Raw genomic sequence first — 14,797 nt, 5'->3', positions numbered from 1 at the left:
TCAGGTTTCTTTTGAATGTTGTTCAAGAGCCCAGTGCACATGTTCCTGCACAATCTCGGAGGGGTAGTTCTCTCTGGTTCGAAGGGCAGTAATCACTTTTTCAGAAGAAGGCGCATTACCCAGCCCAACTGCAAGATTCCTCAACCAGCCTTCAAACCCTGTTCGACGAATGGGTGAGCCAGCTGTTCTTTCCAGAAACTCTTCCTCGGTCCAGAGAAACAGGTCTGCCAGATCGGTGGAGTCCAGCTTATGGCGAGGCAGGAAATCTGTTTCTGCCGAATGTTTAGCAAATTTATTCCATGGGCAGATGATCTGGCAGTCATCACAGCCAAATACCCGGTTGCCGATAGCTTTGCGGAATTCCTCAGGAATCGAACCTTTCAGCTCAATGGTCAGGTAAGAAATACAGCGGCGTGCATCCAGCTGGTGAGGCGCAACAATGGCATCAGTTGGGCAGATTTCTGCACAGGCAAAGCAGCTTCCGCAGTGATTGGTTGACTGAGGTTTATCAACCGGCAATGGCAAATTGGTAAACAGTTCTCCAAGAAAGAACCAGGAGCCTGCTTTGCTATTTAGCAGCAGAGTGTTTTTGCCAATCCATCCCAGTCCAGCTTTTTCGGCAAGTGCTTTTTCCAAGACGGGAGCACTGTCGACAAAAGCTCTATAACCGTACTTGCCAACCTTTTCTTCGATGCGTTTACCGAGCTGGGTAATACGCTTGCGAATCAGTTTGTGATAATCCCGCCCCAGCGAGTAACGGGAAATATAGGCTTTCTCTGGTTGTTTCAGAATTCGAACCGCCTGGGTGTCTCCAGTCAGGTAATCCATGCGTACAGAGATAATACGCAGGGTTCCGGGAACCAGTTCGTCTGGCCGGAAGCGCATATTGCCATGGCTGGTCATGTAATCCATTTCGCCATGGAAGTTGCGAGCCAGCCAGTCTTTCAGGTGCTGTTCATGTTCACCGAGGTCAATATCGGTGATACCGGTATCCTGAAAACCAAGCTCCCGGGCCCAGCGTTTTATATCAACCGCCAGCTGTTCCAATTCTGTATTATCAAGAACTGGCTGAGTTGGGATTGATTGAGTGTTAGGTGAATCTGTCACTTATTCAGGCAAGGTAGATATAATGCAAACATAAGGCGCAGTTTATAAAACGGCGCCATAAGAGTATCGATCAGTAAGACTAACGGGGATCGCCCATGGGCGGCAGTTTACCACATTCACTGTATACCGCAGAACAGACTCGCAATCTGGATGCCGAGACAATCAACAATCACGGCATTCCCGGCATTGAATTGATGAAGCGAGCCGGGCAGGCCTCTTTTGAGGTTGCCATGAAAACCTGGCCACAGGTTGGGCGGGGTGGTTCCCTGCAGGTTTTTTGCGGAGCAGGGAATAATGGCGGTGACGGTTACATTATTGCTGCCCTGGCCCGGCAAAGATACATTCCGGTGCGGGTTATCAGCCTGAAGCCACCCGAGCGTTTAACTGGGGATGCCCGCAAGGCCTGGGAGTGGTTTCGTGATCTTGGCGGCCGCTGTGAATCCTGGTCTGAGAAGATAAAGCTGACCGGTGATCTGATCATTGATGCCATGCTCGGAACCGGCCTCAGCGGTGATGTACGTGGCGAGTTTGTTGATGCAATAAATCTCATCAACCAATCCGAAAAACCTGTTCTGGCAGTGGATATTCCTTCCGGACTTTCTGCTGATACTGGCGCAGAGCTGGGAACAGTTATAAAGGCTGATGTAACAGTTACGTTTATTGGTATGAAACGAGGGCTGTTTACTGGAGCCGCTCCCCGTTATTGCGGCGACATTCGCTTTGCCAGCCTGGGTGTTCCCAAAAGGGTCTATGACATTACACGACCTGCGGCATATCTGCTTGAACGCAAAGATATGGCGGCACTTGTTCACCCAAGAACCAGGGATGCCAACAAAGGTAGTCACGGTCATTTACTGGTGATTGGTGGTGACCATGGTATGGGCGGTGCTTCTATCATGACTGCCGAAACAGCTCTGCGCTGTGGGGCAGGTCTCGTCACATTAGCTACCCGTTCTGAACACGTGATGGCCAGTCTCGTACGCAGGCCGGAAGTTATGGTTCGTGGAGTTGATTCCGCTGATGATCTTGAACCTCTTCTGGAAGGAAAAACTGCTATCGCTATAGGCCCAGGTTTGGGGCAAAAAGAGTGGGGGCGTTCTTTGCTTCAAAAGGTACTGGAAACTGATCTTCCCTTGCTGATGGATGCTGATGCATTGAATATTATTGCCCAGAACCCTGATATGTTTTCTGCCCGTGCTCATTGTGTGATAACGCCTCATCCCGGTGAAGCGTCACGATTGCTTGGGTGCAGTATTGCTGAGGTTCTGGCTGACCGATTTGCCGCTGTTGAACAGTTGCAGACTTTGTGTGGTGGAACCGCCATTCTCAAAGGTGCCGGTACCTTGATTGCGTCGCCTGATACAACATGGCTGTGCCGGGCAGGTAATCCAGGCATGGCTGTTGCCGGTATGGGCGATGTTCTCAGTGGTGTTATGGGAGCTTTGCTGGCGCAGGGATATTGCACGATAGATGTTGCAAAACTTGGTGTTTGGCTCCATGCCACAGCCGGGGACGATTGTGCCGCCGCAGATGGTGAAATTGGCATTGCAGCCACAGATTTGATTCCAGCGGTTCGAAAGCAATTGAACCGCTTGACTGAAGAATAGAGATTGATAACAGAAGTATGTCTGAAACAGTTTTCAAAACTTTCCCCATAGAACTTAAGGGCGAAGACCAAATGGTCGATTTCGGTCGGCGTCTTGCCCGTGCCAGCGAAGGCTGGGGTGTGTTCTATCTGGAAGGTGACCTTGGGGCAGGGAAAACAACCCTGAGCCGTGGCATCCTGAGAGGGTTTGGCCATGAAGGTGCTGTCAAAAGCCCGACATATACCTTGGTCGAACCCTACGAAATGGAGCATCAGTCTGTTTATCACTTCGATCTGTATCGTTTAGGTGACCCGGAAGAGCTGGATTTTCTGGGTGTGCGGGAATATTTTGGCCCCCATGCATTGTGCCTTGTTGAATGGCCTGTACGGGGCAAGGGTTTTCTTCCTCCCGCCGATATTCTTATTAAGATCGCCTATCAGCCAGAAAGTCGGATTATTGAGGTTGAGCCAATCAGCGAACATGGGCAGACTGTTTGTAGAAACCTTCAGGGATGATCACGGAGTAGAGTGTGGCGCGGGAGTTAGATTCATTGCAGGGAGAGGATAAAGGCTCAGATGAGCCTCAGATGTCCAGACGCCGGTTTACCAAAATGGCTTCTGCTCTAGTTGCTTCGTTAACCCTGCCTGCCGTTTCATCTGCTCTTGCTGCCAGTGCTGCTATTAAGGGAGTACGTTTATGGCGCTCTCCGGAAAAAACACGTTTGGTGTTTGATCTCAGTAGCGGTATTGAACACAAAATATTTCCACTGACCAATCCGCACCGTCTTGTTATTGATATCAAAGACACCCGTTTGCCAGGCTCCCTTTCCAAGCTGGAACTGGGTGAAACCCCCATCAAAGACGTGCGCTGGGCAACCAGAAAAAATAATGATCTTCGTATTGTTCTGGATCTGAAGCAGAAGATCACTCCCAGAAGTTTTGTCCTCAAGCCGAACGACACATACGGTCATCGTCTTGTAATTGACCTGTTTGATGTAAAGGCGGCTGCCACCACCACACGTGTTCCTGAACCGATTTCTACTAACCGGGATATTATTATTGCCATTGATGCCGGGCACGGTGGTGAAGACCCCGGTGCTGTAGGTCATCGCGGAGCGCGGGAAAAAGATATTGTTTTAGCTATTGCTCGGGAAATTGCCTATCTGTTTAAACAGAACAAAGGCTTTAAACCCGTGCTGGTTCGCACCGGTGATTACTACATCTCTTTGCGTGAAAGAACAAAGCTGGCCAGAAGAAAGAATGCTGATGTATTTATTTCTGTTCATGCGGATGCATTCAGCCGCAAGAGTGCCAGTGGCGCTTCTGTGTTCACCCTGTCTCAAAGAGGCGCCACTTCAGAAACAGCTCGTTGGCTGGCAAACAAGGAAAACAGCTCTGACCTTGTGGGTGGAGAAGATGGTGTCAGTCTGGATGATAAAGATGATGTGCTCGCCAGTGTGTTGTTGGACTTGTCTATGACCGACAGCCAAAGCCGCAGCGAGAAGATTGGCAGTCGTGTTCTTTCTCATCTGGGGCGGATCAATAAACTTCACAAGAAGAAGGTTGAGCAGGCTGCTTTTGCGGTTTTGAAGAACCCAGATATTCCTTCCATTCTTGTGGAAACCGGCTTTATCTCCAATCCTACCGAAGCCAGCAAATTGGTTACCAAAGCTCATCAGCGTAAATTGGCCCGTGCAGTTCATACCGGCGTGAAAGAGTTTTTCCTTAAGAATCCTCCAGCAGGTACCTGGATTGCCAATAATCGTGGGAAAAGTTCCACAGCTGTTAGTTACAAAGTGAAGAGTGGCGATACTCTCAGTGGTATTGCCAGCCGCCACCGTGTCAGCCTGAATCAGCTTCTGGCCTCCAACAGCATGAGAGTTAACGACACATTAAAAGTCGGGCAGATACTGCGGATTCCCTGATCATGCTATAAAATGCGCCGCCCTGCCTTTTAATCGTTACTTACAGGTGACAGGTGACCAACTCCCTTCCTCCCGCAATATTTCTGATGGGACCAACGGCATCCGGTAAAACAGATCTGGCCGTTACGCTGCATGAGCAATTACCCTGCGACATTATCAGTGTGGATTCTGCGCTGGTTTACAAGGATATGGATATCGGAACAGCCAAGCCTGATGCTGAGCTTCTGGCGAGAGCGCCTCACCGCTTGATTGATATTCGTGATCCGGCAGAGGCTTATTCCGCAGCAGAGTTTCGGGAAGATGCGCTGGAGCAGATGCGGGAAATTACCGCCCGGGGGAGGATTCCTCTGTTGGTGGGCGGAACCATGCTGTATTACAAAGCTCTGAGAGATGGTCTGGCTGATCTTCCAGCTGCAGATGAAACAGTGCGGCAGGAAATTATGGATCAGGCTGAACAGGACGGCTGGCAGGCTATACACGATCGGTTGCGAGAGGTTGACCCGGAATCTGCGGCACGTATTCACCCCACAGACCCACAGCGACTGCAGCGGGCACTGGAAGTTTTTCTGGTAAGTGGCAGAACTGTGACGGAACTGGTAGCGGAACAGAAACGAACTCAGTTACCATTTCGTGTACTAAATCTTGCAGTGGCTCCCAAAGAACGTAGTGTTCTTCACGAGCGCATTGCCAAGCGTTTCCATATTATGATGGACGCAGGATTTATTGATGAAGTTGAAGCTTTGTATGCCAGAGATGATCTGCATCCGGGGCTTCCTTCTATCCGCTGTGTCGGTTACCGGCAGGCGTGGAGCTATCTCGATGGGGAACTATCCCGGGATGAGATGGTCGATAAAGGAATCATTGCAACCAGGCAGTTAGCGAAACGCCAGTTTACCTGGTTGCGTAGTTGGCAGGATTTGCATTGGTTAGACAGTTTGTCTGCCAATCTTCCAGATTCAACTATGCTGCTTGTGCAGCAATGGCTTGAAGGCAAACAGATTTAGTTTTATTTCGAATTAGACGAATTAAAGCAATCTGGTTGTCTGCAAACAATTGAGCTGGGACATGGTATTGGAAGCGAACTTGGTTCTTTCGTACCCCTAGCTAGTATTACTTATTGAACGCTCATAGGGGCTGGCTTAAGGTTCTTTGTCTTTTTGCTGTATACAGATTAAACAATTAGCTGTGTGCTTTCTCTGTATCTGCTAACCTGTAAGCCGTTCCAAGCCGGACTTTGAGCGCAGGCTTTTTATAATTCGACAAATAAAAGGAGTACGGAAATGTCAAAAGGGCATTCCCTACAAGACCCTTACCTGAACGTCCTGAGAAAGGAACGTGTTCCCGTTTCCATTTACCTGGTTAACGGCATCAAGTTACAGGGGCAGATTGAGTCTTTCGACCAGTTTGTAATTCTTCTGAAAAACACTGTAAGCCAGATGGTTTACAAGCACGCAGTATCTACTGTTGTACCTGGTCGTCCTGTACGACTGCCTATGCCTAATCAGGAAGGCGACGACCTGCTGCCACAGGACTAATTGGCCTATTCAGCCTGAGTCCGGTGTTTGCTGGTTTTGATTCCCTGATTTGTGTGGTGTCTTGTTGAGTTGAAATGACTTGGCACAATTACCAGACAATCAGCGTTTCAAGGTGCATAGCAGATTAATGCTGCCCGAATTTTCAAAGAGCCAGATTTCTTCGGGAGTCTGGCTCTTTGTTTATGCGTTATGTGTTTACAGACTCTGTGTTAAAGCCTCTGAACATTGAATATATGTAATACTGAAGAAATAAAACCCTGTTCAGAGCAATCAAAGGGTACAATCCCCCTTCTGAATAAAATGAAATGGAGCAGATTGCTTGTTTTTTGAGCGTCACGAACGTGGTGAAAGAGCAGTACTAGTCCATCCTGAGTGTCTTGACGATCAGCAGCGTGAAGATCCGCGAGAATTTCAGGAGCTGGTTCGTTCCGCCAATGTGGAACAGGTTGCCTTTGTTGTTGTCGCCAACCCCAAAGTCTCCCCCCGCTATTTTGTTGGTTCCGGCAAACTGGAAGAAATCCGTCAGCAGGTTATTGCCTGTGATGCTGATGTTGTGCTGTTTAACCATGCCTTATCCCCCAGTCAGGAACGTAACCTTGAGGCAGAACTCCAATGCCGCGTGGTAGATCGTACTGGCCTGATTCTTGATATTTTCGCCCAGCGAGCCCGTACCCATGAAGGTAAGTTGCAGGTAGAGCTGGCCCAACTTGATCATGTGAGTACTCGGCTTGTGCGGGGCTGGACTCACCTCGAGCGCCAGAAAGGTGGTGTTGGCCTGAGAGGGCCGGGTGAAACCCAGCTGGAAACAGACCGCCGCCTGTTGCGTGCACGGATCAAAACCATCCAGAAACGGCTGGATAAAGTGCGTAAGCAACGGGATCAGACACGTCGCTCCCGGAAACGTGCAGATATTCCACTGGTATCGCTGGTGGGCTATACCAATGCGGGCAAGTCCACGTTGTTTAACGCAATCACTGAGTCTGGCGTTTATGCAGCAGATCAGTTGTTTGCTACGCTGGACCCGACTTTGCGCCGTTTGCAGATCAAAGATCTGGGCCCAATCATTCTGGCAGACACAGTAGGCTTTATTCGTCACCTGCCTCACAAACTGGTGCAGGCATTCCGCGCAACACTGGAAGAGTCAGCAATGGCTGACCTGCTTCTTCATGTGATTGACTGCGCTGATGTGGAGCGTCAGGACAATATCCAGCAGGTTCATAATGTGCTGGAAGAAATTGAAGCGAATGAACTGCCGACTCTGGAAGTTTTCAACAAAACTGATCTGCTGGGTATGAAGCCCCGTATCGATCGGGATGAAAACAATAAACCGGTACGGGTGTGGATATCCGCCCAGAACAATGAAGGTCTCGACCTTCTGCAGCTGGCGATCGCGGAGTTGCTTGGCGAAGATCTGGTTCACGAGTTTATTCCGGTTCCTCACGATAAAGGCCGCCTGCGCGCCCGTCTCTACAAAATGGGTGTGGTTCAAAGCGAAGAGTTCAATGAAGAAGGTTTGCCGGTTCTGGAACTGCGTATGCCACGTCAGGAATTGCAGAAACTCATGCTGCAGGAAGGTGTGGAAGTTCCATGGGAACTGCCAGACAAAGAACCCTGGATGAATGAGTAAAGGTGATGTGATGCCGGGAGTTTCTCCCGGTATCGTAATAAGAAATCTGCGTTGTACCCTTGAATTTGATTGGCAAGGGCACCATTGAAAGTTGTATGCAGGTTTTGAGCCTGAGTTTCAGAACCAGAAAACAATGGAATGCTTAAATGTGCTCGAGCTGTTTGAGTGTTATTGTTGAAGGATGCGTAATTTCTGGATGCAGACTGCATTGCGGAGACAGGATGATCAATCTGTGTGCCGTTTTGTATTTATAGGCCGATTTAACCGTGCTTATCAGTTAGGTCGAGAGAAATACTTGGATGTATGCTGCGTATAAGCCGTAGTGAAGGTTGCGTCTAATACCGCAGTAACTCTACAATTTGCCATGGTGGTCGCAGTAGGCTGTGTACAGCGAACAGCGCGCGTGTATAGCGACTGGCCATTACTGACAGTGGGCAGGTACTGGGTGGATTTCTGAAAAACTTATCAGGAATTTATCAGACAGGCTTTCTGAACTCTGTCTGCGTGACCAGACAGTGGATGACAACGCTGACGACGGAGAACTTTATGGCCTGGAATGAGCCGGGTGGTAATAACCAGGATCCCTGGGGGGGCGGAAACAAAGGCAACAATCAGGGACCTCCTGATCTGGACGAAGCCTTCCGCAAGTTTCAACAGACACTGAAAGGTATTTTCGGTGGCAAGGGCGGCTCTACAGGCGGCAATGGAAACCGTGGAGGCTCCGGCAGTGCTGCTGGCAGTGGTGGCCTCTGGGTTGGCATTGTTGTTATCGCTATTCTTGCCTATCTCTGGAACGCTGTTTACGTTGTAGATGAAAAAGAACGTGCAGTAATTCTACGTTTTGGTAAGTACACAGAAACTGTAGGCCCTGGTCTGCGCATGTACTTCCCACCTATCGAATCCCGTTATCTGAAGCCGGTTACCCAGATCAATACTTATCGTTTGAGTCAGTCCATGCTGACCGAAGACGAAAATATTGTCGAAGTGGCCATGTCTGTTCAGTACAACATCACCAGTCTGGAAGATTATGTACTGAAAGATTCCAATCCTGAGCAAAGCCTGAAGGAAGCCACCCAGAGTGCCCTGCGTCATGTGGTGGGTAGTTCTGAGATGTACAAGGTGCTGACCGAAGGTCGTGAGGTTCTTGGTGACGAAGTGAAAGCTCGTCTGCAGGAGTACCTGAATGCTTATGGAACCGGCCTGAACGTAATCAAGGTCAACATCGAGAGTTCCCAGCCTCCACGTCAGGTACTGACAGCATTTGACGATGTTATCCGTGCCCGTGAAGAAGAGCAGCAGGAAAAGAACAAGGCTGAAGCTTACGCCAACCAGATTATTCCTGAAGCCCGTGGTGACGCTCAGCGTATCCGCGAAGAAGCAGAAGGTTACAAAGAAGAAGTTGTTTCCCGCGCCAAGGGTGACGCTTCCCGTTTCGACCAGCTGCTGACCGAGTATCAGAAAGCCCCAGGGGTAACCCGGGAGCGTCTCTACCTCGAAACCATGCAGGAACTGCTGGGTACAACCAGCAAGGTTCTGGTGGACGTAAAAGGTGGAAACAACATGATGTATCTGCCACTGGATAAACTGATGGACGGTAAGAAAGTCAGAACAATGTCCGGCGGCTCTGCGAACAGTTCAGGAGTAACTGCCCTGTCTCAGGAAGACATCGGTACCATTGCTGATCAGGTGACTGCCGAGATCAACCGTCGTGTCAGCAACAGCCGTACAGGGAGGACTGCACGATGAGTTCTAAAGTAATGTCTGTTGTTATTGCGCTGGGTCTGGCGTTCCTGGTTCTGGCTAACAGCTTGTACATGGTAACTGAGCGTGAACGTGGTGTTCAGCTGCGTTTTGGTCAGATTACTGATGCTGACATCAAGCCAGGACTGCACTTCAAGGTTCCCTTCATTGATAACGTGAAGATCTTTGATGGCCGTCTGCAACCTCTGGATGTTCCTCAGGCACGTTTTCTGACTCTGGAACAGAAAGCCGTGGTTGTTGATGCTTACATCAAGTGGCAGATTCAGGACGTTGAGAAGTTCTATAAAGCGACCAACGGTGAACTGTACCGTGTCAGCCAGCTGCTGACTCAGCGTGCGGATTCCCGTCTGCGTAACAGCTTTGGTGGCCTGACTCTGAATGAAGTGGTTTCCGGTCGTCGTGACCAGATGATGGAAGACATCACCGCCAACCTTAACACCGTTGCCCTTGATGAACTGGGTGTCTCTGTTAAGGATGTTCGTGTGAAGAAAATCGACCTTCCTGAAGATGTAAGTGACTCCGTATTCCAGCGGATGGCATCTGAGCGTGAAAAAGAAGCTCAGGAATACCGTTCCAAAGGTAAGGAAATGGGTAAGGCTATCCGAGCGAACGCTGAGCGTGAGCGTCGGGTAATTCTTGCGGAAGCCTACCGTAAAGCTGAGATCCTACGCGGTGAAGGTGATGCGGAATCTGCATCCATCTACGCCAAGGCTTACCAGCAGGATTCTGAGTTCTACTCCTTCTACCGCAGCCTGCAGGCATACAGAAGTTCCTTCAACAGTGCTTCCGATGTCATGCTACTTGAGCCAGACAGTGACTTCTTCAAATATTTGAACAAGTCTTCTGGCAAGTAAGAAATACTCTGTACAGTGGTTAACTGAACCACTGTACAGTGGTATGATTACGCAAACCGGGTCCGAGGGACCCGGTTTTTTCGTGTATAGCGTATCGAGGCGTCCATGAGTTTCTGGCAGGAACTTGCTGTAGCATTCTGTCTGATGTTGGTACTGGAAGGCATTATTCCCTTTCTGTATCCGCAAAGATGGAGGCAACTCGTTGCTCAGCTGGCTCGTGTAGATGATCGCAGCCTGAGAATAACAGGTCTGGCCAGTATGCTTATTGGAACTGTCCTGCTTTACCTTGTGCGCTGACTTGTCGCGTAAAATAAAGGTTCCCGAGAGAACCAACGAGAGACGGGGAAAATGACGATAGCGGATCGCTGGCTGTTGCCGGATGGTATTGAAGAAGTGCTCCCGCCCGAAGCCTGGAAGGTTGAGCACATGCGCCGTGAAGTGCTGGATCTATATGCCTCCTGGGGCTACGATCTGGTTATCCCTCCTCATATCGAATTTCTCGAATCTCTGACTGCCGGTTCTGGCAGTGATCTAGATCTGATGACCTTTAAGGTGACTGACCAGCTTTCCGGTCGCACTCTTGGTCTCCGTGCTGATACTACTCCAGCTGTTGCCCGAATGGATGCCCATACCTTGCGTCAGGATGGCCCGGTAAGGCTTTGTTACGCTGGCAGTGTGTTCCATACTCGTCCAGCAACTCTGGCGGCTTCCCGCACACCCATTCAACTGGGTGCTGAATTGTATGGTCATTTTGGTTTGGAAAGTGATCTGGAAGTGATTTCCCTGATGCTGGAAACCCTGGCATTGTCTGGCATTTGCCAGCCTTCCGTTGATCTTGGCCATGTTGGAATCTTTCGTCAGCTGGTGAGAATGGCCGGGCTTAGCTCCGAAGCGGAAGCGAACCTATTTGATGCCCTGCAACGCAAAGATATTGGCGAAATGCAGGGTTTGATTGCGGGTGTCACTGTTCCTGAAGCTGGCAGAATGCTGATGGCATTGCCTGAACTGTGTGGTGATATTTCAGTTCTGGATACTGCACGAAAAGAGTTGGCACAGGCTCCGGCTGAAGTGCTTGAAGCCATTGATAGCCTGGCTGCACTTGCCGAACGTGTCAGCGCGCTTTATCCGGCGGTTTCCCTGTACTTCGATCTGGGCGAACTTCGTGGTTACAACTATCACACCGATGTCGTGTTTGCGGCGTATGTTCCCGGTGAAGGACAGGCGGTTGCCAAAGGTGGCCGTTATGATGGCATTGGCGAAGCGTTTGGTCGTTCCCGACCCGCAACAGGTTTCAGTGCTGATCTTAAAGTTTTATTGCGTCTCGGCTCTTATGAAGAGCCGGAACGAACAGGGGCCATTCTGGCTCCTCTGGATGTTGATCCGGAAATTGTTCGTCAACTGCGTGCTCAAGGCGAGTGTGTAATCAATCAGCTTTCTGACAGTGCCGACGGTGAAAGCCGGACGTACAGACGAATGCTGAGACAAGTGGATGGAAACTGGCAGGTTGTCTCAACGGATTAAATCTGTGGGGTGATTTTGCCAGCGCCATAATTGGCTAAAACGGATGCTGTAAACCGCAGGGTTTGAGCAGTCGGTTTTTTTTTTACCGAGATGAAGTGATGGGCAAGAACGTAGTCATTCTGGGCACCCAGTGGGGTGATGAAGGCAAGGGCAAAATTGTTGACCTGCTGACCGACCAGGCGTCCGCTGTTGTGCGTTTCCAGGGCGGCCACAATGCCGGGCACACACTGGTTATTAATGGTGAGAAGACGGTTCTTCACCTGATTCCATCAGGCATTCTGCGTGAAAACGTAACCTGCTACATCGGCAATGGTGTTGTTCTGGCTCCTGATGCTCTGCTTAAGGAAATGGCTGAACTGGAAGAGCGTGGAGTTCCGGTTCGTGACCGTTTGCGTTTAAGCCCTGCCTGCCCCCTGATTCTTCCTTATCACGTTGCTTTGGATCAGGCTCGTGAAGCTGCTCGCGGTAAAGCCAAGATTGGTACCACCGGTCGTGGTATTGGTCCTGCTTATGAAGACAAGGTTGCCCGTCGTGGTCTGCGTCTGAGTGACCTGATGCATCCTGAGCGTTTTGCAGAGAAGCTGAAGGGTGTGATGGAGTATCACAACTTTGCGTTGGAGAACTACTACAAAGCTGAGCCTCTGAACTATGAAGAAGTTCTGGAGCAGGCTCTGGAGTGGGGACGTCAGATTATTCCTATGGTAGATCGTGTGACTGACAGCCTGCACGAACTACGTAAGGCTGGCGACAACATCCTGTTTGAAGGCGCTCAAGGCTCCCTGCTGGATATTGATCACGGTACCTACCCATTTGTAACTTCTTCCAATACCACTGCTGGTGGCGTCGCAACAGGCTCCGGTTTTGGTCCTCTTTATCTGGACTACGTTCTGGGTATCACCAAGGCTTACACTACCCGCGTTGGTTCTGGTCCCTTCCCAACTGAACTGTTTGATGAAGTTGGTGAGCATCTGGGCACTAAAGGTCATGAGTTTGGCGCAACCACTGGTCGTGAGCGTCGTTGTGGCTGGCTGGATGCTGTTGCACTGCGTCAATCTGTTCAGATCAACAGCGTGTCTGGCATCTGCCTGACCAAACTGGATGTTCTGGATGGTCTGGAAACTGTGAAGGTCTGCACCAGCTACACCAACTCTGCCGGTGAAGAGATTGTGACTCCTAACGATGCCGAAGAGTGGGAAGAAATCACTCCGGTTTACGAAGAGCTGCCAGGCTGGACTGAAACAACTTTTGGAGCCAAGACTCTGGAAGAGCTGCCTGCTAACGCTATCGCTTACATTAAGCGTGTAGAAGAAATTATCGGTGCTCCTGTAGATATTATTTCTACTGGCCCGGATCGTGTTGAAACGATCATTCTGCGCCACTCCTTTGATGCTGAATAAATTCAGCGCTAAATAAAACAAAGGCTCCTGATTGGAGCCTTTGTTTTATCTGATAGTTTTAGCAGACAGCTTTTTATTTCTGAATTGCCAGCCCAGCCCCTAGGCCAACTAATAGAGTTCCTGTTACACCGTTAAAGGCCTGATTCACCGAAGGCTTAGCCAGCCATTCTTTAGCCCGGTTGATCATTAAAGAAATCATGGTTTGCCAAGTCATAGCAATGATGAAATGAAGCCCAGCCAGAGTCAGAGACTGCACCAATGCAGAACCTTCAGGATTAATAAATTGAGGTAGAAACGCCATATAAAAAACGACAGTCTTCGGATTCAAAATATTAGAGAGAAAACCTTCACGGAAAGATTGTGATACTGAGAATGAATGCTCTTTTACTTGCCCAGTCACAAGGCTGGTTTTACCCCGCCAGGCCTGCTTCAGGCTTCCCAACCCTAGCCAGATAAGATAACCAGCTCCAGCCAGCTTCAAAACACTGAAGGCAACAGCAGACTGAAGAAGAATAACAGAAATACCTGCAGCAGAAACCAGTGCATGAATAAACAGGCCTGAGCAGATACCAAGGCTGGTGACAGTGCCATCCACAAGCCCGCCACGGCTGGTATTGCGCATAACAATCAGGGTATCGGCACCGGGGGCCATTGTAAGTAAAACCAGTGCAACAAGAGCGGGCCAGAGATCAAAAAACATACATCACCTTATAAATATTCTGTTCGGCAGAATAACAGGAAAACGCCCGCAAACTACAAGTCGACTTATACAAAAAAACTGTAGATAAACTGAAGAACTGCGAACCGACCTTTGATTTCGACTATGTCATCTGCCGTGGCATAAGGCTGCAGTCGCTTCCCGCCGAGATAAACGCAGGAGTACCTATGGCAATCCCCATGAATATAATATTCATCAGGTATGGGGTTTAGCCGGAAAAAGCCCAGATGGTCTGCAGCATTAGTCTGGTCATAAAGGCAGCCAATGATTTCCTCAGCAACCAAGCGCCTTGCGCCAACAAAGGTTTTTATCGCCAGTACTCGGCCGTAAGTCCAGGCAGTATCGAAAAAACTATGGGTTTTTCTCTGGTTATATTTCTGCCAGATATTTCCACCAATGCGCTCAAGACTTCTGTTGCCCCGCTCAGAATATTGCAGAAAGAGATTCAGATAGCTCAATGGGTTTATGGCTTTACAGAATCGGGTCAGAAGGCTGGTGGATGGAGCTTTCTCCTGATGCGGACAAACACCGTCATCAGCTTTAAGACTTTTGGATTCCTGCTCAGGTTTGGGCTCGCTAGGTTCCACGTCCAGCCCCCGCCACTGTACAGGGTCACCGTCAGTGTTCGATGGCAGAGAAATCTCTGAGCTGTTCCAATCTCTATCGAAAACGGCTTGAGTAGCGTCCCTGTTTGTCTTTAAGCCCATGAAAACCTCCCATATCTTCTGAACCAACCTAATACAGGCAATACTTTAGAGTTCGGAAGA

The 14,797-nt window shown here is 49.6% G+C and carries 14 protein-coding genes; 11 read left to right on the top strand and 3 right to left on the bottom strand.

Annotated elements, in window-relative coordinates:
• Positions 1-1,107 (bottom strand): tRNA epoxyqueuosine(34) reductase QueG, encoded by a 1,107-nt coding sequence (gene queG, locus ACY2RR_RS04865; RefSeq protein ID WP_490107018.1) that lies wholly within the window; start codon positions 1,105-1,107, stop codon positions 1-3.
• A gap of 95 nt (positions 1,108-1,202) precedes the next feature.
• Between queG and ACY2RR_RS04860 the strand changes: the two genes are divergently transcribed.
• The 11 genes from ACY2RR_RS04860 to ACY2RR_RS04810 all read left to right on the top strand — a co-directional run bounded on the left by ACY2RR_RS04860 (position 1,203) and on the right by ACY2RR_RS04810 (position 13,312).
• Positions 1,203-2,714: an NAD(P)H-hydrate dehydratase gene (locus tag ACY2RR_RS04860; protein WP_490107017.1), complete on the top strand. Its 1,512-nt coding sequence runs from the start codon at positions 1,203-1,205 to the stop codon at positions 2,712-2,714.
• A 17-nt stretch (positions 2,715-2,731) separates the two neighbouring features.
• Positions 2,732-3,208, top strand: a complete 477-nt coding sequence (gene tsaE / locus ACY2RR_RS04855) for a tRNA (adenosine(37)-N6)-threonylcarbamoyltransferase complex ATPase subunit type 1 TsaE (RefSeq protein ID WP_490107016.1) — start codon at positions 2,732-2,734, stop codon at positions 3,206-3,208.
• A 14-nt stretch (positions 3,209-3,222) separates the two neighbouring features.
• Positions 3,223-4,617: an N-acetylmuramoyl-L-alanine amidase gene (locus ACY2RR_RS04850; protein ID WP_490107015.1), complete on the top strand. Its 1,395-nt coding sequence runs from the start codon at positions 3,223-3,225 to the stop codon at positions 4,615-4,617.
• A 53-nt stretch (positions 4,618-4,670) separates the two neighbouring features.
• The gene (gene miaA, locus ACY2RR_RS04845; protein WP_490107014.1) at positions 4,671-5,621 is read left to right on the top strand and encodes a tRNA (adenosine(37)-N6)-dimethylallyltransferase MiaA; all 951 of its coding nucleotides are present in this window, start codon (positions 4,671-4,673) and stop codon (positions 5,619-5,621) included.
• Positions 5,622-5,897: 276 nt separating this feature from the next.
• Positions 5,898-6,152, top strand: coding sequence for an RNA chaperone Hfq (gene hfq, locus ACY2RR_RS04840; protein ID WP_281645804.1), 255 nt, complete (start codon positions 5,898-5,900; stop codon positions 6,150-6,152).
• 319 nt (positions 6,153-6,471) lie between these two features.
• Positions 6,472-7,779, top strand: a complete 1,308-nt coding sequence (gene hflX / locus ACY2RR_RS04835; protein WP_490107013.1) for a ribosome rescue GTPase HflX — start codon at positions 6,472-6,474, stop codon at positions 7,777-7,779.
• 546 nt (positions 7,780-8,325) lie between these two features.
• Positions 8,326-9,525, top strand: coding sequence for an FtsH protease activity modulator HflK (hflK, locus tag ACY2RR_RS04830; RefSeq protein ID WP_490107012.1), 1,200 nt, complete (start codon positions 8,326-8,328; stop codon positions 9,523-9,525).
• A complete protein-coding gene (hflC, locus tag ACY2RR_RS04825) occupies positions 9,522-10,394 on the top strand; it encodes a protease modulator HflC (protein WP_490107011.1) in 873 nt (290 codons plus the stop codon). The genes hflK and hflC overlap by 4 nt, the downstream gene beginning before the upstream one ends.
• Before the next feature lie 105 nt (positions 10,395-10,499).
• Positions 10,500-10,691, top strand: a complete 192-nt coding sequence (locus ACY2RR_RS04820; protein ID WP_281645808.1) for a DUF2065 domain-containing protein — start codon at positions 10,500-10,502, stop codon at positions 10,689-10,691.
• A gap of 51 nt (positions 10,692-10,742) precedes the next feature.
• The gene (locus tag ACY2RR_RS04815; protein ID WP_490107010.1) at positions 10,743-11,915 is read left to right on the top strand and encodes an ATP phosphoribosyltransferase regulatory subunit; all 1,173 of its coding nucleotides are present in this window, start codon (positions 10,743-10,745) and stop codon (positions 11,913-11,915) included.
• 98 nt (positions 11,916-12,013) lie between these two features.
• Complete coding sequence (locus ACY2RR_RS04810; protein WP_490107009.1) at positions 12,014-13,312, top strand: adenylosuccinate synthase; 1,299 nt, start codon at positions 12,014-12,016, stop codon at positions 13,310-13,312.
• 73 nt (positions 13,313-13,385) lie between these two features.
• On the opposite strand, the gene ACY2RR_RS04805 is transcribed toward ACY2RR_RS04810, so the two are convergent.
• Positions 13,386-14,012: a LysE family translocator gene (locus ACY2RR_RS04805; RefSeq protein WP_490107008.1), complete on the bottom strand. Its 627-nt coding sequence runs from the start codon at positions 14,010-14,012 to the stop codon at positions 13,386-13,388.
• A gap of 65 nt (positions 14,013-14,077) precedes the next feature.
• Positions 14,078-14,737: a hypothetical protein gene (locus tag ACY2RR_RS04800; RefSeq protein ID WP_490107007.1), complete on the bottom strand. Its 660-nt coding sequence runs from the start codon at positions 14,735-14,737 to the stop codon at positions 14,078-14,080.
• Positions 14,738-14,797 lie beyond the last annotated feature (60 nt).

The organism is Parendozoicomonas sp. 2304DJ65-17 (genome assembly GCF_058148445.1).
This window is presented reverse-complemented; position numbering and strand designations above follow the sequence as displayed.

Coding starts and splice junctions, on each gene's coding strand:
- ACY2RR_RS04860 (WP_490107017.1), top strand. CDS start 1,203: ATGGGCGGCAGTTTACCACATTCACTGTATACCGCAGAACAGACTCGC.
- tsaE (WP_490107016.1), top strand. CDS start 2,732: ATGTCTGAAACAGTTTTCAAAACTTTCCCCATAGAACTTAAGGGCGAA.
- hfq (WP_281645804.1), top strand. CDS start 5,898: ATGTCAAAAGGGCATTCCCTACAAGACCCTTACCTGAACGTCCTGAGA.
- hflK (WP_490107012.1), top strand. CDS start 8,326: ATGGCCTGGAATGAGCCGGGTGGTAATAACCAGGATCCCTGGGGGGGC.
- hflC (WP_490107011.1), top strand. CDS start 9,522: ATGAGTTCTAAAGTAATGTCTGTTGTTATTGCGCTGGGTCTGGCGTTC.
- ACY2RR_RS04820 (WP_281645808.1), top strand. CDS start 10,500: ATGAGTTTCTGGCAGGAACTTGCTGTAGCATTCTGTCTGATGTTGGTA.
- ACY2RR_RS04815 (WP_490107010.1), top strand. CDS start 10,743: ATGACGATAGCGGATCGCTGGCTGTTGCCGGATGGTATTGAAGAAGTG.
- ACY2RR_RS04810 (WP_490107009.1), top strand. CDS start 12,014: ATGGGCAAGAACGTAGTCATTCTGGGCACCCAGTGGGGTGATGAAGGC.
- ACY2RR_RS04805 (WP_490107008.1), bottom strand. CDS start 14,012: ATGTTTTTTGATCTCTGGCCCGCTCTTGTTGCACTGGTTTTACTTACA.
- ACY2RR_RS04800 (WP_490107007.1), bottom strand. CDS start 14,737: ATGGGCTTAAAGACAAACAGGGACGCTACTCAAGCCGTTTTCGATAGA.